19 protein-coding genes are annotated in these 17715 nt (G+C 69.6%); 11 read left to right on the plus strand and 8 right to left on the minus strand.

The genetic code is table 11. The annotated features are described in order from the left end of the window. Positions 1-9: 9 nt before the first annotated feature. The 3 genes from trmD (at position 10) to ACPWT1_RS11530 (ending at position 2035) form a co-directional block, all read left to right on the plus strand. On the plus strand, positions 10-753 hold the full coding sequence (gene trmD / locus ACPWT1_RS11520; protein WP_427911324.1) for a tRNA (guanosine(37)-N1)-methyltransferase TrmD: 744 nt from the start codon (positions 10-12) through the stop codon (positions 751-753). A 125-nt stretch (positions 754-878) separates the two neighbouring features. Continuing rightward, complete coding sequence (gene rplS, locus ACPWT1_RS11525; RefSeq protein ID WP_427911325.1) at positions 879-1256, plus strand: 50S ribosomal protein L19; 378 nt, start codon at positions 879-881, stop codon at positions 1254-1256. A gap of 62 nt (positions 1257-1318) precedes the next feature. Next, positions 1319-2035 (plus strand): CoA pyrophosphatase, encoded by a 717-nt coding sequence (locus tag ACPWT1_RS11530; RefSeq protein ID WP_427911326.1) that lies wholly within the window; start codon positions 1319-1321, stop codon positions 2033-2035. A 4-nt stretch (positions 2036-2039) separates the two neighbouring features. On the opposite strand, the gene ACPWT1_RS11535 is transcribed toward ACPWT1_RS11530, so the two are convergent. Both ACPWT1_RS11535 and ACPWT1_RS11540 read right to left on the minus strand, forming a co-directional pair. Next, complete coding sequence (locus ACPWT1_RS11535) at positions 2040-2756, minus strand: hypothetical protein (RefSeq protein WP_427911327.1); 717 nt, start codon at positions 2754-2756, stop codon at positions 2040-2042. After that, a complete protein-coding gene (locus ACPWT1_RS11540; RefSeq protein ID WP_427911328.1) occupies positions 2753-3325 on the minus strand; it encodes a hypothetical protein in 573 nt (190 codons plus the stop codon). Before ACPWT1_RS11540 ends, ACPWT1_RS11535 begins: the two co-directional genes overlap by 4 nt. A gap of 183 nt (positions 3326-3508) precedes the next feature. Between ACPWT1_RS11540 and ACPWT1_RS11545 the strand changes: the two genes are divergently transcribed. Then, complete coding sequence (locus ACPWT1_RS11545) at positions 3509-4504, plus strand: CobD/CbiB family protein (RefSeq protein WP_427911329.1); 996 nt, start codon at positions 3509-3511, stop codon at positions 4502-4504. 144 nt (positions 4505-4648) lie between these two features. Here the strand turns inward: ACPWT1_RS11545 and rsgA are convergent, their stop codons facing one another. The 3 genes from rsgA to ACPWT1_RS11560 are packed head-to-tail and all read right to left on the minus strand — an operon-like array spanning position 4649 to position 7188. Next, the gene (rsgA, locus tag ACPWT1_RS11550) at positions 4649-5572 is read right to left on the minus strand and encodes a ribosome small subunit-dependent GTPase A (protein WP_427911330.1); all 924 of its coding nucleotides are present in this window, start codon (positions 5570-5572) and stop codon (positions 4649-4651) included. An 18-nt stretch (positions 5573-5590) separates the two neighbouring features. Beyond that, positions 5591-5929: a 4a-hydroxytetrahydrobiopterin dehydratase gene (locus tag ACPWT1_RS11555; protein WP_427915547.1), complete on the minus strand. Its 339-nt coding sequence runs from the start codon at positions 5927-5929 to the stop codon at positions 5591-5593. A gap of 2 nt (positions 5930-5931) precedes the next feature. Continuing rightward, on the minus strand, positions 5932-7188 hold the full coding sequence (locus ACPWT1_RS11560; protein ID WP_427911331.1) for a M48 family metallopeptidase: 1257 nt from the start codon (positions 7186-7188) through the stop codon (positions 5932-5934). 32 nt (positions 7189-7220) lie between these two features. On the opposite strand from ACPWT1_RS11560, the gene orn reads away from it, so the two are divergent. Further along, positions 7221-7808, plus strand: a complete 588-nt coding sequence (orn, locus tag ACPWT1_RS11565; RefSeq protein WP_427911332.1) for an oligoribonuclease — start codon at positions 7221-7223, stop codon at positions 7806-7808. Positions 7809-8038: 230 nt separating this feature from the next. Beyond that, positions 8039-9667, plus strand: a complete 1629-nt coding sequence (locus ACPWT1_RS11570) for a DEAD/DEAH box helicase (RefSeq protein ID WP_427911333.1) — start codon at positions 8039-8041, stop codon at positions 9665-9667. Between the two features lie 156 nt (positions 9668-9823). On the opposite strand, the gene ACPWT1_RS11575 is transcribed toward ACPWT1_RS11570, so the two are convergent. Together ACPWT1_RS11575 and ACPWT1_RS11580 are read right to left on the minus strand one after the other, a co-directional pair. Continuing rightward, complete coding sequence (locus ACPWT1_RS11575; protein WP_427911334.1) at positions 9824-11062, minus strand: multidrug effflux MFS transporter; 1239 nt, start codon at positions 11060-11062, stop codon at positions 9824-9826. Positions 11063-11128: 66 nt separating this feature from the next. Beyond that, the gene (locus tag ACPWT1_RS11580) at positions 11129-11419 is read right to left on the minus strand and encodes a hypothetical protein (RefSeq protein ID WP_427911335.1); all 291 of its coding nucleotides are present in this window, start codon (positions 11417-11419) and stop codon (positions 11129-11131) included. Positions 11420-11901: 482 nt separating this feature from the next. Between ACPWT1_RS11580 and ACPWT1_RS11585 the strand changes: the two genes are divergently transcribed. Beyond that, the gene (locus tag ACPWT1_RS11585) at positions 11902-12564 is read left to right on the plus strand and encodes a response regulator (protein ID WP_427911336.1); all 663 of its coding nucleotides are present in this window, start codon (positions 11902-11904) and stop codon (positions 12562-12564) included. Between the two features lie 9 nt (positions 12565-12573). Here ACPWT1_RS11585 and ACPWT1_RS11590 read toward each other — a convergent pair whose 3' ends face one another. Beyond that, the gene (locus ACPWT1_RS11590) at positions 12574-13017 is read right to left on the minus strand and encodes a universal stress protein (RefSeq protein WP_427911337.1); all 444 of its coding nucleotides are present in this window, start codon (positions 13015-13017) and stop codon (positions 12574-12576) included. Positions 13018-13117: 100 nt separating this feature from the next. Here ACPWT1_RS11590 and ACPWT1_RS11595 point away from each other — a divergent pair, with 100 nt between their 5' ends. The 4 genes from ACPWT1_RS11595 to ccoO all read left to right on the plus strand — a co-directional run bounded on the left by ACPWT1_RS11595 (position 13118) and on the right by ccoO (position 17697). After that, positions 13118-15412 (plus strand): heavy metal translocating P-type ATPase, encoded by a 2295-nt coding sequence (locus tag ACPWT1_RS11595; protein ID WP_427911338.1) that lies wholly within the window; start codon positions 13118-13120, stop codon positions 15410-15412. Between the two features lie 9 nt (positions 15413-15421). Further along, entirely contained in the window at positions 15422-15559 is a 138-nt protein-coding gene (gene ccoS / locus ACPWT1_RS11600; RefSeq protein WP_427911339.1) for a cbb3-type cytochrome oxidase assembly protein CcoS, read from the plus strand. Positions 15560-15622: 63 nt separating this feature from the next. Further along, on the plus strand, positions 15623-17056 hold the full coding sequence (gene ccoN, locus ACPWT1_RS11605; RefSeq protein WP_427911340.1) for a cytochrome-c oxidase, cbb3-type subunit I: 1434 nt from the start codon (positions 15623-15625) through the stop codon (positions 17054-17056). A gap of 14 nt (positions 17057-17070) precedes the next feature. Then, positions 17071-17697: a cytochrome-c oxidase, cbb3-type subunit II gene (gene ccoO / locus ACPWT1_RS11610; RefSeq protein WP_427911341.1), complete on the plus strand. Its 627-nt coding sequence runs from the start codon at positions 17071-17073 to the stop codon at positions 17695-17697. The last annotated feature ends 18 nt before the right edge of the window (positions 17698-17715 follow it).

Here is a 17715-nt window from a genome sequence, read left to right on the forward strand (position 1 = left end):
CTCGCCGCCGTGCGCTTCGACGTCATCACGCTGTTTCCCGAACTGTTCGCGCCGTTCCTCTCCAGCGGCGTGACGCGGCGTGCGTACGAGACCAAGCAGGTCGACGTGCGCCTGTGGAACCTGCGCGATCACGCGGAGGGCAACTACCGCCGCGTGGACGACCGGCCGTTCGGCGGCGGCCCCGGCATGGTGATGCTGGCCGAGCCGCTGGCGCGCTGCCTGCATGCGATCCGCGCCGAGCGCGCCGACACGGCGCCGGTCGTCCTCTTCGCACCGACCGGCCCGCGCCTCGACCATGCGGGCGTGGAGCACTGGTCTGCCAGCGAAGGCGCGATCCTGCTGTGCGGCCGCTACGAAGGGATCGACCAGCGCTTCATCGATGCGCACGTCGACGTCCAGCTGAGCCTGGGCGACTTCGTGCTCTCAGGCGGCGAGGTGGCCGCGATGGCGCTGCTCGACGCGGTGGCGCGCCTGCAGCCCGGCGTGCTGAACGACACCGGCAGCCACGAGGAAGACAGCTTCAATCCCGCCATCGACGGCCTGCTGGACTGCCCCCACTACACGCGGCCGGAGGAATGGCAGGGCCGGCGGGTGCCGGCCGAGCTGCTGTCGGGGCACCACGCGCAGATCGAGCGCTGGCGGCGCGAGCGGCGGCTGGAGGCGACCGCTCGCCTGAGGCCGGACCTGCTGGCAGCGGCTCGCGCAGCAGGCCGGCTGAGCGCCCAGGACGAGCGCTTCCTCGCCGGGCTATAATCTCCGGCTTCCCGATCCTCTGTCCGGCCCGCACTCCAAGGAAAAACGTGACCACGTTTTTCCGGCGCCCTCCCAGGAGGCCGCTCTCCATCAACCAGCGCGGACACGATCACCCGGAAACCACCATGAACCTGATCCAGACCCTCGAGCAAGAGGAAATCGCCCGCCTGGGCAAGAAGATCCCCGACTTCGCCCCCGGCGACACGGTGATCGTCAGCGTCAACGTCGTCGAAGGCAACCGCAAGCGCGTGCAGGCCTACGAAGGCGTCGTCATCGCCAAGCGCAACCGCGGCCTGAACAGCGGCTTCACCGTGCGCAAGATCTCCAGCGGCGAAGGCGTGGAGCGCACCTTCCAGACCTACAGCCCGCTGATCGCCGGCATCGAGGTCAAGCGCCGCGGCGACGTCCGCCGCGCCAAGCTGTACTACCTGCGCGACCGCAGCGGCAAGTCGGCCCGCATCAAGGAAAAGCTGGCCCACGGCACGCGCGCGACGGCCGAGTAAGCCTCGCGCCCCCGCGAAGCCGCCGCCAGCCGACAGGCTCGCGGCGGTTTTTCATTCACAGCATGTCCAGCGCTCCCGCCCCCGAATCGCCCGACCTGGTGCCGCTCTCGAAGCTGCCCCATTTCGACGCCCGCACGATGCCCGTGGCGGCGATCGATTCGCACCTGCCTCCCATCGCCCCGGAGCAACTGGCGCCGCAGGCGATCCGTGCCCGCTTCCTGGCGCCGCCGTTGTGGGAGCCCGAATCCCGCATCGAGCCCCGCTTCACCGATCGCCAGGTCGCGGTGGCCTCGGTGCTCGTGCCCATCGTGCTGCGCGAGCAGCCCACGGTGCTGCTCACCGAGCGCACCACGCACCTGTCCACGCACTCGGGCCAGATCGCGTTCCCGGGCGGCAAGCGCGACGACACCGACATCGACGCGGTCGACACGGCGCTGCGCGAAGCGCACGAGGAGATCGGGCTGGAGCGCCGCTTCGTCGAGGTGGTGGGACAGCTGCCTTCCTTCACGACGGGCACGCGCTTCGTCATCACGCCGGTGATCGGCTTCGTCGATCCGGCCGCGCGTCTCTCGCTGAATGCGCACGAGGTGGCCGACGCCTTCGAGGTTCCGCTGCAGTTCCTCATGACGCCGGCCTACCACCGCCATCACGCGCTGGAGTTCGACGGCGTGAGGCGTGAGTGGCTCTCCATGCCCTACATGGACGGCTCGACCGAGCGCTTCATCTGGGGCGCGACGGCCGCGATGCTGCGCAACCTGTACCGCTTCCTCGCGGCCTGAGCCGTCAGCAGTTGGGCCGGCCGTAGTTCTGCCAGCACAGCTCGCGGACGCGGCGCTGGTCCTCGGCCACGCGGCGCTGGGCCTCGTACTGCAGGCGGCGTTCCTCGGCCGCGCGCGCCGATTCACGCGACATCGCTTCCTGCCGCCGCTGCTGGGCGGCGTACTCCTCGGAGCGCGCGTTGCGCCAGTTCTGGTCGGCGGCGATGGACTGGCTCTCGTAGCGCAGGCGGCGCTCGGCGGCGTCTGCACGCGCAGCTTCCTGCCGACGGCGCTCGTCCTCGCGCGCCTGCAACTCCAGGCGCTCCTTCTCCTCCCGCGCGTGGATCTCGGCGGCTGCCTTCTCGGCTGCGGCAGCCTGGGCACGCAGGTCTGCATTTCGCCAGGACAGCAGGCCACCCGCCAAGAACAGCAGCACGACGACCGCGATGCCGGCCCGGAAGAACCGCGCGAACGGAGACGGTTCCGGCTCTGCCACCTCGATCACCACGCGGCGCGGCGCCGCTGCCCTGGCCGCGGCCAGCTTGCGATCGTGCGCAGCGCGGGTGTCCGGATTCCGCAGCACCTGGTGGGCGATGCGCGCCTGTTCCAGCTGGTCGATGGCACCGTCCTCACGCGCCAGCTTCTCGCGCGTGTAGTGCGCCTGCACTTGCGCGAAGGCGGCCTCGATCTCCTCGGGCGCCGCGTTGGCCGGAAGGCCGAGCACCTGGTAGGCGGACTTCATGGCCAGCTCCTGTGGGCGGCGCGCGCGGCGCGGTCGGCAGCGATCTCCGCGCGACGGCGCGCAGCGAGTTCGCGTGCGGACGGGGCGCCGACGCTGCCGTCGCTCGAGCCACCTGCGCGCGCCGTCTCGAGCTCGCGCTCGGTCGGCACGCCCTTGCGCTTCTTGTACGTCATGCACTGGGTCTCGAGCTGGCTGCGCGCCTGCGTCGGCGTGCCTTCCACGCTCTTGAGCGCGAGCAGCAGGTCGCGCATCGCGCTCTTGTCTTCGCGCGGCACCGGCCTGGCGTCGTACTCGGCGCGCAGCGCCTCCAGGCTCTCGCCCTTGTGCATCCGCATCCAGTACGGCATGACGTCGCCGACGAGGCGGGCGCAGTCCTTGTCCGTGTCGGGGTTGACCTGGTCGACGTCGAAGCGGCCGGCCGCGTAGCGCTTCTGGAGCTCCTGGTCCGCGCAGGGCCGGTCCTGGTAGCTGCCGCCGCACTTGTACAACTGTTGTGCACCAGCGGCGCCTGCCCACAGCGTGGTCGCGAGGGCCAGCGCAAGCCCCAGGCGACGGCTTCCCCAAGCCATCCTGTTCTTCTTCATTCTTTGGTGTCCTCGTGCTGGCAGTTGCCAGTCCCCGCGAAATCATCGCATGGCCGTGCGGCGCCGCCGCCCGTCGGCGCCGGTTGGCGCGCGGCCTGTTGTGGCTTGGGCACGCTCGTGCGCGCGCCTCGGCCGAAGGGGCGAGGGCCGCCCCCGTATCATCGGCCCATGTCCTTTTTCGCCATCCTGTTCGCCCTGCTGATCGAGCAGGTGCGGCCGCTGGCGCGCCACAACCCGGTCCATGCCGCGCTGCGCCGCTGGGTGCGCTGGTCGATCCGCAACTGCGATGCCGGCAAGCCGCAGCACGGCTGGATCGCATGGGGTCTGGCCGCAGTGGTGCCCGCGCTGGTTGCCATGGCCATCCATTGGGCGCTGCTGCTGTGGGTCGGCTGGCCCGCGGCGGTGGTGTGGAGCGTGATGGTGCTGTACGCCACGCTGGGCTTCCGCCAGTTCAGCCACCACTTCACCGCGATCCGCGATGCGCTGGACGCCGGCGACGAGGACCGTGCGCGCGAGCTGCTGGCCGAGTGGCAGCAGGTCGACGCGGCGATGCTGCCGCGGCGCGAGATCGTGCGCCACGTGATCGAGTATTCGGTGCTCGCGGCGCACCGACACGTGTTCGGCGTGCTGGCCTGGTTCTCGGTGCTGGCCGCGTTCGGCTTCGGCCCCGCCGGCGCGGTGCTGTACCGCATGGGCGAGTTCGTCACGCGCTACTGGCGCTACCGCGGGCAGACCCAGCCGGTGAGCGAGGCCGCGCAATCGGTCGCCACGCGCGCCTGGGCCGTCATCGACTGGCTGCCGGCGCGCATCACCGCGCTGTCGTTCGCGATCGTCGGCAGCTTCGAGGAGGCGATCGACTGCTGGCGCCACCATGCGCAGCGTTTCCCGAACGACAACGACGGCGTGATCCTCGCGGCCACCTCGGGCGCGGTGAACGTGCGGCTGGGCGGCGAGGCGCTGCGGTCGTCCGCGTTCTCGCCGAACGGCTCCCAGACCTTCAGCGCCGCATCCGTCGGCCCGACGACGGAGGTCGACACCGAGAGCACGCCCGGCCGTGACGCCGAACCCGCCCATCTGCGCAGCATCGTGGGCCTTGTGTGGCGCACGGTGGTGCTGTGGATGGTGCTGCTGGCGCTGCTGACGCTGGCCCGATTGCTGGGTTGAATCGCTGGAGGCGGACAGCCAAACGCAAAACGCGCGAAATCACGCAAAAGCCGCAAAAGAGATCCATTCGAATGACTCCATCGAATGTCTTCTCGTCTTTTGCGTCCTTCTGCGTCTTTTGCGTTCGGCTGTCGGCTCCCGCATTCAATACCGCGGCGGCTGGCTCAGTTCCTCGAACAGCTCGGTGTAGATGCGGTAGCGGTTGGTGGTGACGGGGTTCGGGCTCTCCGCGTGGATCACCGCCGCGATCACGCCGCAGCCCGGCTCGTGGGTATGGGTGCAGTTGCTGAACCGGCACTCGCCCAGGTGCGGTCGCAGGTCGCGCATCAGCCCCGCCAGCGCCATCGGCGGAATGTGCTGCAGCCCGAATTCCTGGAACCCCGGCGAGTCGATCAGCGCGGTGCTTCGGTCCGCGTCCATCCAGTACCAGGTGGTGCTGGTGGTCGTGTGCCGGCCCGAGTTCAGCGCGCGGGAGATCTCGCCGGTCTGCGCCAGCGCGCCGGGCACCAGCAGGTTGATCAGCGTGCTCTTCCCGGCGCCCGAGGGACCCAGCACCAGCGTGGTCTTGCCGCGCAGGTGCGACAGCAGGTGCTCGCGATCGACCTCCTGCGAGAGGCGCAGCGACAGCGGCAGCACGCCGTAGCCCATCTGCTGGTATGGCAGAAGCCGCGTCCAGGCGCGCTCGAACGGCTCGACGAGGTCGCTCTTGTTCAGGGCGATCAGCGGCGTGATGTGCTCGGCCTCGGCGGCGATCAGCGCGCGCGAGAGCTGGTGCTCGGAGAACTCGGGTTCGGCCGCGATCAGCAGCAGCACCTGGTCGAGGTTGGCGGCGAAGGACTTGGTGCGCACCTCGTCCTGCCGGTGGAACAGGTTGCGGCGCGCATCGACGCTCTCGATCGTGCCCTCGTCGTGGCTGCTGCGCCATTGCACGCGGTCGCCGACCACGGCCTGGGCCTTCTTGCCGCGCGGATGGCAGATGCGGCGTTCGCCGTCGTCCGATTCCACCAGGCAATGGCGGCCGAAGCTGGCCACCACCAGGCCGGGCCGCAGCCCGCTGTCGTCAGCCAAGCAACGCTCCTGCCATCGTCAGGCGAGCAGCGCGTCGACCGCGGCGGCGCATGCGAAGTCGGTCTCGGACAGGCCCTGCACGTCGTGCGTGCGCCAGCGCACGACGCAGCGCGCGTAGTGCACCGACAGGTCGGGATGGTGGTCCTCGCGATGGGCGATGAAGGCCACCGCGTTCACGAAGGCCATCGTCTCGCCGTAGTTGGCGAAGGTGAAGGCCTTCTCGATGGCGACGTCCGCGCCATCACCGGACAGGGACCAGCCCGTCAACGACGAGAGACGCGTGACGACCTCGGTGGGCCGCAGCGCCCGCCGCGGCGTGAGCGACCAGTCCTTGCGCGTGAGCATCGAATCGGCCATGGTCATCCCGCCATGCGCGCCAGCCGCTCGGACGCCGGCGGGTGCGAGTAGTAGAACTTCACGAACAGCGGGTCGGGCGTGAGCGTCGACGCGTTGTCCTCGTACAGCTTGAGCAATGCGCCGCGCAGGTCGTCGCGCCCCGTCTGTGCCACAGCGAAGGCATCGGCCTGGAACTCGTGGCGGCGTGACAGCTGCGCCATCAGCGGGGCGATGAAGAACGAGAACACCGGCACCACCAGCAGGAAGAGGAGAAGCGCCAGCGCGTCGTTCGGGCCGCGCAGGTTGGGCGCGACGCCCAGGCCCAGGTAGAACCAGGGCTGCGTGGCCAGGAAGCCGAGCAGCGCGAAGCCCACCAGGCTGGCCGCGAAGAGGCCCACGATGCGCTTGACGACGTGGCGGTGCTTGAAGTGGCCCAGCTCGTGCGCGAGCACCGCGTCCACCTCGCCGGGCGAGAGCTTGTTCAGCAGCGTGTCGAAGAACACCACGCGCTTGGCGGCGCCGAAACCGGTGAAGTAGGCATTGGCGTGCGCGCTGCGCTTGCTGCCGTCCATCACGAACAGGCCCTTGGCGGCAAAGCCGCAGCGCTGCATCAGCGCCGTGACGCGCGCCTTGAGCGTCTCGTCCTCGAGCGGGCGGAACTTGTTGAACAGCGGCGCGATGACGGTGGGATAGAGCACCAGCAGCAGCAGGTTGAAGGCCATCCACACACCCCAGGCCCAGAGCCACCAGAACGAGCCTGCGGCACCCATCAGCCACAGCATGAGCCAGGCGATCGGCAGGCCGATCAGCGCGCCGAGCACCAGCCCCTTGGCGGCATCGACGAGCCACAGCCGCAGCGTCATCTTGTTGAAGCCGAAGCGCTCCTCGATGACGAAGGTCTGGTACAGCGTGAACGGCAGGTCCAGCAGGCCACTGATCACCGCGAAGCAGACCAGCATCGCCAGCTGCTGGGCCATGCCAGGGCCGAGCCAGGCGAGCAGTGCCTGGTTCAACGCATGCAGGCCGCCCAGCAAGGTCCACCCGAGCAGCACCACGGCGCCGAACGCGGTCTCCAGCAGGCCGACGCGCGCCTTGGCCACCGTGTAGTCGGCGGCCTTCTGGTGCGCGGCGAGCGAGACGGTGCCGGCGAAAGGCGCGGGCACTTCGGCGCGATGGCGCGCGACATTGCGCACCTGGCGGGTGGCGAGCCAGAACTTCACTGCCAGTCCGGCCAGCAGTGCGGCGGCGAACAGGAGGGTCCAGAGGGCGGAGAGGCGCATCGGTCGAGTTTATTCCTTGCGACAATCCCGCGATGGACCAGACCCTTGCCACAACGGCCGCGCCCACGCTTGCCAAGAGCGACCAGAACCTCGTCTGGCTCGACTGCGAGATGACCGGCCTCGACCCCGAGGTCGATCGCATCATCGAAATCGCCGTGGTGGTCACCGGCCCCGACCTGGCCCCGCGCATCGAAGGCCCCGTGTTCGCCATCCACCAGAGCGACGAGCAGCTCGACCGCATGGATGCGTGGAACAAGGGCACGCATGGGCGCAGCGGCCTCATCGATCGCGTGAAGGCGTCCACCGTGTCCGAGGCGCAGGCCGAGGAAGCTCTGCTGGCCTTCCTGGCGAAGTACCTGCCCAAGAACGGCTCGCCGATGTGCGGCAACACCATTGGCCAGGACCGGCGCTTCCTCGTGAAGTACATGCCGCGGCTGGAGGCGTTCTTCCACTACCGCAACCTGGACGTGAGCACGCTCAAGGAACTGGCCAAGCGCTGGCGGCCGGACATCTACGCCAACTTCAAGAAGCAGCAGGCGCACGCGGCACTGGCGGACGTGCACGAGTCGATTGAGGAACTGGCGCACTACCGCGAGCACTTCCTGCGCGTCACACAGTGAGATGGAAGACCCCGGGGACTTGGTGAAAACCCGGATCCGTGCGACAATGGCGGGCTTCGCAGCGCAGGACCTTCAGCAGGCGGCGGCGAAACCTTCATCTGCCTTCATGCACAGGCTCACCGAATGAGCCACCGGCGCCACAGCGCGCCGGATTGTCGTCTGAATGGTTGATGTTCCTTAACCATTGACGACGACCGCTCCCCACGGGCGCGGTCGCACGGAAACATCCAATGACCGACACGTTCGACGTGCAGGGCGACTTCGCGCCTGCGCTTTCCTCCGACATCGACACCTCCGCCGCGCCCGCGCTGCCCAATGGCTTCGTCAAGCTGGGCCTCGCGCCCGAGCTGGTGCGCGCTGTCGAAGACCTTGGCTTCTCGCAGCCCACCTCGGTGCAGGAGCAGGCGATCCCGCGCGCGCTGCCCACCGGTGGCGAGGGCGACGCCGCCTTCATCGACCTGATGGTCTCCAGCCAGACCGGCAGCGGCAAGACCGCGGCCTTCCTGCTGCCCGTGCTGCACACGCTGATCCAGCTGCAGGCCGAGGCCGAGGAGAAGGAGCGTGCCGAGCAGCAGCGCCTGGCCGACGAGGCCGCCGCGCGCGGCGAAGCGCCGACCAAGCGCAAGCGCCGCAACCCGGCCGACCCGCGCAACTTCAAGGCCGCCACCCCCGGCGCGCTGATCCTGTGCCCCACGCGCGAACTCGCGCAGCAGGTGGCGCACGACGCCATCGATCTCGTGAAGCACTGCCGCGGCCTGCGCATCGCCAACGTCGTGGGCGGCATGCCGTACCAGATGCAGATCGCGCGTCTGCAGAACGCCAACCTGGTGGTCGCCACGCCGGGCCGCCTGCTGGACCTGCAGCGCTCGCAGCAGATCAAGCTGGACCAGGTGCGCTTCCTCGTCGTCGACGAGGCCGACCGCATGCTGGACCTGGGCTTCGCCGACGACCTGGCCGAGATCAACCAGCTCACGGCCAACCGCCAGCAGACCATGATGTTCAGCGCCACGTTCGCGCCGCGCATCCAGCAGCTGGCCGGGCGCGTGATGCGCCAGCCGCAGCGCATCCAGGTCGACAGCCCGCAGGAGAAGCACGCCAACATCAAGCAGGCACTGTTCTGGGCCGACAACTCGCAGCACAAGCGCGCGATGCTGGACCACTGGCTGCGTGACCAGTCGATCAACCAGGCCATCGTGTTCGCCTCGACCCAGGTCGAGTGCGACGGCCTCGCCAACGACCTGCAGCAGGAAGGCTTCTCGGCCGTCGCGCTGCACGGCGCGCTGAGCCAGGGCCTGCGCAACCGCCGGCTGATGGCGCTGCGCAATGGCCAGGTGCAGATCCTGGTGGCCACCGACGTCGCGGCGCGCGGCATCGACGTGCCCACGATCACGCACGTGTTCAACTTCGGCCTGCCGATGAAGAGCGAGGACTACACGCACCGCATCGGCCGCACCGGCCGTGCGGGCCGCGACGGCCTGGCCGTCACGTTCGCCGAGTTCCGCGACCGCTTCAAGATCTTCGACATCGAGGCCTACACCAAGCAGGCCTTCCACGCCGAGGTGATCCCCGGCCTCGAGCCGCAGCAGCGCACGCCGCGCCCGCCGCAGCCCGGCTTCAACGCCGGCCGTGGCCGCGGCGGTCCGCCGCACCGCAGCGGTGGCGCACCGCGCCGCCACGAGGGCGAGTACGGCCGCAAGGCCGGCTTCGGCGACTTCGGCGGCGACCGCGGCGAGCGCCGCCCGTCCACGCCGTGGGAAAAACCGGCGCAAGGCTTCGCCAAGCCGGCGCCTCGCGGCAACGGCGGCAAGGTCTTCGTGCCGCGCGACGCCAAGAAGCGCGCGTACAAGCCGGCGCGGTAACCGACTCGGCGCCGTCGGAAGGCGGACAGCCGAACGCAAGAGGCGCGAACGGCAAACAGCCAAAGAACGCGAAGGGGACTTCCTCTCTGGAAGGAATTCTTTTGCGTCCTTTGGCTGTTTTTTTGCGCCTTTTGCGTTCGGCTGTCCGCTTCCGTCTCAGGCCGCGTGGGCAGTCGCCACGCGCCCGATCTCCGGCCAGCGGGCGTGCACGTAGATCCACGCAACCAGCCCCACGCCCATCATCAGCAACGAGGCGATCGCGATCGCCTGCGTGGAGTGCATCACCAGCGGGGCCACCACGCCGGCCACGATGCCGTTGGCCGTCGAGCCGATCACGGCCTGCAGGGACGACGCCATGCCACGGCGCTCGGGGCTGAGGTCCAGCACCAGCAGCGTGATCACGGGCACCATCAGCGCCCAGCCGTAGGCGAACACGGCGATCGGGATCAGTGCCCATGCCACGTGCGCCGGCCACAGCAGGTTCGCCGCCACGTTGGCCAGCGACACCGCCAGCATGATCAGGAACCCGTGCCGGATCTGCCGCTTGGGCGCGATGTGCCCGGCGAGCCGGCCGCTGGTCCAGGCGCCGCCCATGATGCCGGCGATCGTGAGGAGGAAGAACCAGAAGAACTGCTGCGGTGCCAGTCCCAGGTGCGTGCCCAGGAACTCGGGGGCGCACAGCACGTACAGGAACATGCCGTTGAAGGGCACCCCGCTGGCCAGCGCCAGCAGCAGGAAGCGCGGGTTCGCGCCCAGCTGCCAGTAGCCGCGCAGCAGGTTGCGCACGTTGAACGGCTGCCGGTGCGTGGCGTGCAGCGTCTCGGGCAGCAGCTTGAAGTTGGCCGTCCACAGCGCGATGCCGATGCCCGTGAGCAGCCAGAACACCGAGTGCCAGCCCGCGTGCACGAACAGCCAGCCGCCGACGATCGGCGCGACGGCGGGCGCGACGCCGAAGTAGATCGTCACCTGGCTCATCACGCGCTGCGCCTGCGCGGGCGGGAACATGTCGCGGATCACCGCGCGCGACACCACGATGCCGGCACCCGTCGACAGTCCCTGCAGCGCGCGGAAGAACACCAGCTGGCCGATGGTCTGCGACAGCGCGCAGCCGGCCGAGGCCAGCGTGAACACCGCAATGCCCACCAGCACCACGGGTCGCCTTCCGAAGCTGTCCGACAGAGCGCCGTGGAACAGGTTCATGAAGGCAAACCCGAACAGGTAGGCCGACAGCGTCTGCTGCATCTGCACCGGCGTCGCGCCGATGGCCGCCTGGATGCCGGAGAACGCCGGGATGTAGGTGTCGATCGAGAACGGTCCCAGCATGCCCAGCATGGCAAGCAGCACCGCGAGGGCCCAGGGCGGCGCGCGCCAGAGCGTGGCGGCGTCGGGATTCATGCGGGGAGGGCGGCGCCGGAGAAGTGCGCGGCGCCAGGGTGTCGGGTCGTCATCAGACCCGCGATGCTACCGGCTGGTGCCGCCGTCCGCGCCGACTTCCAATGCGTGTGCGCGCTTGCGTGCCATGCGCGGCCCGGCGGGCGGTGGCACCACGGCATCGAAGAACGACTTGTCCAGGTGGCGCGAGAAGCGGGTGAACCACGAGTCGCGCGGATAGAACGCCGTGCCGCGCGGACCGGTCACGCGCACCAGCGAGTCGGACTGCAGTTCGGCGCGGAAGCTCCCGGGGTCGCGTCCGCTGGCGCGCAGCAGGTTGGCCAGCAACTGGCTTTCGTTGGGGTCGAGGTCCTGGATCACGCAGCGATGATGGCAACGTGCGTGCCTGCCCGCCAGAGCCGCACGCCGGACTCGGCTGTAGGACGGCAGCTCACCATGAGTTCGCTGGTGGTCCATTGCCGCACGGGTTGAGCCAACGCCGTCCTACGAGATGCGCGCTGCCGCGCCAGCACCATGCAGCCAATCGGGAGATTGGCATGAACGACAGGCAGTCGGGTCGTCGCATCGCGTGCTGGGAGAGGGTCTGAGATGGCGCCGGAAGACGCGGGCCTGGTGGGCACCCCCTATTTCTGGATCGGCATCGCCGTCGCCGTGGCCCTGTGGGTCGCGGTGATGCTGGCGCTCTGGCTCTGAGGCGAACGCCTTAGGCAATTGACTGACAGGGCGCACGCATGCGCCCGGCGCATCTGCGCCGAATTGCACAGTTCGCTTCGTGGCGGCATGCGACAGTCCGTGTTTGCCCGACACCGTGGTGTCCGGGCTTCGCTTTTCGACTCTTCCGCGTGACTGCCTCCCCTTCCAGGACCCCAGCGCACGACGCCGCGCTCATCCGGGTCATCCTCGTCGACGACCACGAACTGGTGCGCTCCGGCCTCGCGGCGCTGCTCGCCCAGGTGCCTGACATGCGGGTGGTGGCCGAAGCGCGCGACGGCGCGTCGCTGCTCGCATTGCTGGAGCACACGCGCGCCGAAGTGCTCGTGTGCGACATCGGCATGCCGGGCATGGACGGCCTGGAGACCATCGAGCGCGTCCACAGCCAGTGGCCCGAGCTGCGGATCCTGGTGCTGTCGATGGAGGACTCGCCACAGGTGGCAAGGCGCGCGCTGGGCAACGGCGCGTCGGGCTACGTGGTGAAGAATGCAGCGAGCAGCGAGCTGCAGGAGGCGATCCGCGCCACCATGGCAGGCCTGCGCTACCTCAGTCCGGTGATCACGCGTTCGCTGCTGGTGCCGCCGTCCGGTGCGGCGCAGGAGCAGCTCACCACGCGACAGCTCGAAATCCTCACGCTGATCGCCGAGGGCTGCACGTCGCGCGAGATCGGCATCCGGCTCGGGCTCAGCCACAAGACCGTGGACGTGCACCGGCTGCGCATCATGGACCGCCTGGGTATCCGCGACGTCGCCAGCCTCACCCGCTACGCGCTGCGGCACCGGCTGGTCGTGTAGCGGCGCAACCTAGCGCAGCACCAGCACCGGCACCTGGCCGTGCGTCAGCACGTGCTGCGTCTCGCTGCCCAGCAGCAGCCGGCGCAGGCCCTTGCGGCCGTGGGAGGCCATCACCACCAGGTCGCACTTGTGCTTGCGCGCCGCGGCCAGCACGGACTCGGCGACCAGGTCCGAGGAGATGGTGATGGCGCGCGCCTTCACGCCTGCCTTCTTCGCCATCGCCTCCACGTTGCCGGCCAGCGCCTGGCCACGCTCGGCCCATTGCTTCTCCACGCGGCGGACGTCCTCGGGCGACAGCGAGATCGCGCCTTCGAAGAAGGCCGTCGGATAGCGCGGCACCACGTTCAGCGCCACCAGTTCGGCGCCCAGGGACGCGGCGAGATCGACCGCGCTCCGCACGGCCTTCTTCGAGAGCGGGGAACCGTCGGTGGGAACGAGGATGCGCTTGTACATGGGGGTTCCGGTGGGACGACCTGAAGCGTAGGTGGCCGGCTGCACCGCGCCGTTGATCCACATCAAGCAGCGCGGCCATGCGCCCGCTTAGCCTCCCCGCATGCAAGCCGCGATCCTGCCCCTGGCGCTGCCCGAGCCTCCACAAGGCGGGGCGGAAGCGGCCCACGACGCGGCGCTCGACGAGCGCGAAGCGTGGGAGGGCTTCAGCCGCCCTGTGGCCGGTGACGACGGCACGTGGGAGTCGTACCTCGGGCTCGAAGGCATCGACTGCGCCGGCTGCTCGCTCCTGATCGAACAGGCCCTGCTGCCGCTGCCCGGCGTGCGCTCGGTCGAAGTGAATGGCGCCACGGCGACCGCCCGCGTGGTCTGGCACCCCGCGCAGGGGCGGCCCTCGCAATGGCTCGCCGCCCTGCGCTGCGCGGGCTACCGCGGCTGGCCCACGAGCGGACAGCTGGAAGCCGCGACACGCCGGCGCGCCCAGCGCCAGCTGCTCTGGCGCTGGCTGGTGGCGGGCTTCTGCATGATGCAGGTGATGATGTACGCGGCTCCCGCGTACCTGGCCGCGCCGGGCGAGATGACGGCCGACGTCGTCGCGCTGCTGCGCTGGGCGTCGTGGCTGCTCACGCTGCCCGTGCTGCTGTTCTCCTGCCGTCCGTTCTTCGCGTCGGCCTGGCGCGACCTCACCCACGCGCGCATCGGCATGGACGTGCCGGTCTCCGCGGGCATCCTGCTCGCCTTCGGCGCCAGCACCGCGGCCACCTTCGATCCTGCCGGCCCGCTGGGCGGTGAGGTCTGGTACGACTCCGTGGTGATGTTCGTGTTCTTCCTGCTCTCCGGGCGCCTGCTGGAGCAGCGGCTGCGCGAGCGCACCGCCGGCTCGCTCGAATCCCTGATCCGCCGCCTGCCGTCCACGATCGAGCGCGAGGCGGCCGATGGCAGCTTCGCGCGCGTGGCCGCGAGTGCGCTGCGCGTCGGCGATCGCATCCGCGTACTGCCGGGCGAGGCGATCCCGGCCGACGGCACCGTGCTCGAGGGCGCGAGCCGCGTCGACGAGGCGCTGCTCACGGGCGAGTCGTCGCCGCTGCCGCGCGGCGCGGGCGATGCGGTGATCGCCGGCAGCCACAACCTCTCCGCGCCGCTGCTGGTGCGCGTGGAGCGCCTGGGTGGCGACACCCGCTTCGCCGGCATCGTGGCGCTGATGGAGCGTGCCTCGGTCGACAAGCCGCGGCTGGCGCGCCTGGCCGATCGCATGGCCGGGCCGTTCCTTCTTGGCGTGCTGCTCGCGGCGGTGCTGGCCGCCTGCTGGTGGTGGCCGGTCGATCGCGCCCATGCCGTCGGCGTCGCCATCGCCGTGCTGATCGTCACGTGCCCCTGCGCGCTCTCGCTCGCCACGCCCGCCGCGATGCTGGCGGCCGCTGGTGCGCTGGCACGCCGCGGCGTCCTGGTGCGGCGGCTCGAGGCGCTGGAGGAGGGGGCCTCGATCGACGCGGTGGTGTTCGACAAGACCGGCACGCTCACGAGCGACCGCATTGCGCTGGCCGGCGTCCAGGTGCGGCCCGGCCTGGAGGATGTCCCCGTCGTGCAGTGGGCGGCCGCCCTGGCGCGCCATTCGCTGCATCCGCTGTCGCGTGCCATCGCGGCATCGCCGGCGGCGGGGGACCTGCAGGCACTCGACGTGCAGGAACTCCCCGGGCAGGGCCTGCGAGGCAACCTGCAGCTCGGGGCCAACCTGCTGGCATTGCGCCTGGGTTCGGCCGGCTTCTGCGGCGCTCCTGCACACGTGGCCTCCGCGCAGGTCCACCTGGCCGACGCGCAGGGCTGGCTCGCCGCGTTCACGCTCGACGAGCAGGTGCGACCCGACGCTGTCGATGCGGTCTCGCAGTTGCGACGCGACGGACTCTCGCTGCAGGTGCTGTCGGGCGATCGCACGGCGGCCGTGCAACGCCTCGCCGACCGCACCGGCATCGCCGCGGGGCTCGGCGGGCAATCGCCCGAGGACAAGCTGGCCTGGGTGCGCGGCCAGCAGCGGCAGGGGCGGCGCGTGCTGGTCGTCGGCGACGGCCTGAACGACGGGCCGGTGCTGGCGAGCGCGACGCTCTCGGTGGCGATGGGCCATGGCGCGCCGCTCGCGCAATCGCAGGCCGACGTCATCGTCGCCGGGGGCCAGCTGACCGCGGTGCCGCTGCTGCTGCAGATGGCCCGCCGCACGCGCGCCGTGGTGCGGCAGAACCTGGCCTGGTCGGCGGCCTACAACGCGCTGTGCGTGCCGCTGGCCATCGCCGGCTGGATGCCACCGTGGCTGGCCGGCCTGGGCATGGCCGCGAGCTCGCTGGTGGTGGTCGCCAACTCCGCGCGCCTGGCGCGAGTCCCCCAGCCTCCAGCACCCAGCCTCTAGCCCCTTGCCATGGACATCCTCTTCCTTCTCATTCCGCTGTCGGTCGGCCTGGGCCTGCTGATCCTGGGCGCGCTTGCGTGGGCCGTCTGGCGTGGCCAGTTCGAATCGCTCGACGCCGAGGCGCAGCGGATTCTCGTGGACGATTGACGTGCATCAACAGCCGTGCTCCGCGCGCGGCCGACACTGGGGCATGACGATGAAGGTGCCCCGATGAACGACAAGACAACCGCGCCGCTCCAGTACCACGACACGGTGGTGCGGCAGTTCTCCATCATGGCCGTAGTGTGGGGCGTGGTGGGCATGCTGGTGGGCGTGTTCATCGCCGCCCAGCTGGCCTGGCCGGAACTGAATTTCGGCATCCCCTGGCTCTCGTACGGGCGGCTCCGGCCGCTGCACACCAACGCGGTGATCTTCGCCTTCGGCGGCTGCGCGCTGATGGCCAGCAGCTACTACTGCGTGCAGCGCACCTCGCAGGTGCCGCTGTTCATGCCGAAGCTCGCTTCCTTCAGCTTCTGGGGCTGGCAGGCCGTGATCGTGGCCGCCGCCATCAGCCTGCCGCTGGGCTACACGACGGGCAAGGAGTACGCCGAGCTCGAGTGGCCGATCGACATCCTGATCACCGCCACGTGGCTGGCCTATGCCGTCGTCTTCTTCGGCACGGTCGGCACGCGCAAGGTGCGCCACATCTACGTGGCCAACTGGTTCTACGGCGGCTTCATCCTGGCGATCGCGGTGCTGCACGTGGTGAACAGCGCGGAGGTTCCGGCAGGCTGGATGAAGTCGTACTCGGCCTATGCCGGCGTGCAGGACGCGATGGTGCAGTGGTGGTACGGCCATAACGCGGTGGGCTTCTTCCTCACCGCCGGCTTCCTGGGGATGATGTATTACTACATCCCCAAGCAGGCCGAGCGGCCGGTCTACAGCTACCGGCTCTCCATCGTCCACTTCTGGGCGCTGATCTTCACCTACATGTGGGCGGGCCCGCACCACCTGCACTTCACCGCGCTGCCGGACTGGACCCAGTCGATCGGCATGCTGTTCTCGCTGATCCTGCTGGCGCCCAGCTGGGGCGGGATGATCAACGGCGTGATGACGCTCTCGGGCGCCTGGCACAAGCTGCGCGACGACCCGGTGCTGCGCTTCATGATCGTGGCCCTGTCGTTCTACGGCATGGCGACCTTCGAGGGCCCGATGATGTCGATCAAGACCGTCAACGCCCTGTCGCACTACACGGACTGGACGATCGGCCACGTGCACGCCGGCGCGCTGGGCTGGGTGGGCCTGATCTCCATGGGCTGCCTGTACTACCTGATCCCGCGCCTGTTCGGCCGCAAGCAGATGTACTCGGTGCGTGCCATCGAGCTGCACTTCTGGATCGCGACGGTCGGCATCGTGCTGTACATCGCCGCCATGTGGATCGCCGGCGTGATGCAGGGCCTGATGTGGCGCGCCATCAATGCCGACGGCACGCTCACCTACACCTTCGTCGAATCGGTGAAGGCCACCTATCCCTTCTACGTGATCCGCGTGATCGGCGGCCTGCTGTACCTGGCGGGCATGCTGGTGATGGCCTGGAACACCTGGATGACCGCGGCGGGCGGCCGCGCCGTGCGCGTGAACGTGCCGGTGTCGGTGGCTGCCTGAAGGAACGAGACACCATGAGCACCAACGCCACATCCACCGGTTTCAGCCACGAGAAGGTCGAGACCAACAACTTCCTGATGATCGTGCTGATCCTGCTGGTCGTCGCCGTCGGCGGCCTGGTGGAGATCGTGCCGCTGTTCTTCCAGAAGACCACCACGCAGCCGATCCAGGGCGTGGTGCCCTACACCGCGCTGCAGCTCGCGGGCCGCGACATCTACCTGCGCGAGGGTTGCTACAACTGCCACTCGCAGATGATCCGCCCGTTCCGCGCCGAAACGCTGCGCTACGGCCACTACTCGGTCGCCGGCGAATCCGTCTACGACCACCCGTTCCAGTGGGGCAGCAAGCGCACCGGCCCCGACCTGGCGCGCGTCGGCGGCAAGTACTCGGACGAGTGGCACCGCATCCACCTGAACAACCCGCGCGACGTGGTGCCCGAGTCGAACATGCCGGCCTACGTGTGGCTGGAGAAGACGCCGGCCGACGACACCAGCATCGGCACCCACATGAAGGCGCTGCGCGCCGTCGGCGTGCCCTACACCGACGCCCAGATCGCCAAGGCGGGCGACGAGGTCAAGGGCAGGAGCGAGATGGACGCGCTGGTCGCGTACCTGCAGTCGCTGGGCCTGGCCCTGAAGTGACGCGCCGCGAGGAGAAAC

This window comes from Ramlibacter sp. MMS24-I3-19 (genome assembly GCF_050320135.1).
GTDB lineage: Bacteria > Pseudomonadota > Gammaproteobacteria > Burkholderiales > Burkholderiaceae_C > Ramlibacter.

Excerpts from the sequence above, each read along its gene's own strand:
- ACPWT1_RS11575 (WP_427911334.1), bottom strand. The coding sequence starts at position 11,062 with ATGAATCCCGACGCCGCCACGCTCTGGCGCGCGCCGCCCTGGGCCCTC.
- orn (WP_427911332.1), top strand. The coding sequence starts at position 7,221 with ATGGACCAGACCCTTGCCACAACGGCCGCGCCCACGCTTGCCAAGAGC.
- ACPWT1_RS11590 (WP_427911337.1), bottom strand. The coding sequence starts at position 13,017 with ATGTACAAGCGCATCCTCGTTCCCACCGACGGTTCCCCGCTCTCGAAG.
- ccoO (WP_427911341.1), top strand. The coding sequence starts at position 17,071 with ATGAGCACCAACGCCACATCCACCGGTTTCAGCCACGAGAAGGTCGAG.
- ACPWT1_RS11570 (WP_427911333.1), top strand. The coding sequence starts at position 8,039 with ATGACCGACACGTTCGACGTGCAGGGCGACTTCGCGCCTGCGCTTTCC.
- ccoS (WP_427911339.1), top strand. The coding sequence starts at position 15,422 with ATGGACATCCTCTTCCTTCTCATTCCGCTGTCGGTCGGCCTGGGCCTG.
- ACPWT1_RS11540 (WP_427911328.1), bottom strand. The coding sequence starts at position 3,325 with ATGGCTTGGGGAAGCCGTCGCCTGGGGCTTGCGCTGGCCCTCGCGACC.
- ACPWT1_RS11555 (WP_427915547.1), bottom strand. The coding sequence starts at position 5,929 with ATGGCCGATTCGATGCTCACGCGCAAGGACTGGTCGCTCACGCCGCGG.
- ccoN (WP_427911340.1), top strand. The coding sequence starts at position 15,623 with ATGAACGACAAGACAACCGCGCCGCTCCAGTACCACGACACGGTGGTG.
- rplS (WP_427911325.1), top strand. The coding sequence starts at position 879 with ATGAACCTGATCCAGACCCTCGAGCAAGAGGAAATCGCCCGCCTGGGC.
- ACPWT1_RS11595 (WP_427911338.1), top strand. The coding sequence starts at position 13,118 with ATGCAAGCCGCGATCCTGCCCCTGGCGCTGCCCGAGCCTCCACAAGGC.
- ACPWT1_RS11530 (WP_427911326.1), top strand. The coding sequence starts at position 1,319 with ATGTCCAGCGCTCCCGCCCCCGAATCGCCCGACCTGGTGCCGCTCTCG.
- ACPWT1_RS11560 (WP_427911331.1), bottom strand. The coding sequence starts at position 7,188 with ATGCGCCTCTCCGCCCTCTGGACCCTCCTGTTCGCCGCCGCACTGCTG.
- ACPWT1_RS11545 (WP_427911329.1), top strand. The coding sequence starts at position 3,509 with ATGTCCTTTTTCGCCATCCTGTTCGCCCTGCTGATCGAGCAGGTGCGG.
- ACPWT1_RS11535 (WP_427911327.1), bottom strand. The coding sequence starts at position 2,756 with ATGAAGTCCGCCTACCAGGTGCTCGGCCTTCCGGCCAACGCGGCGCCC.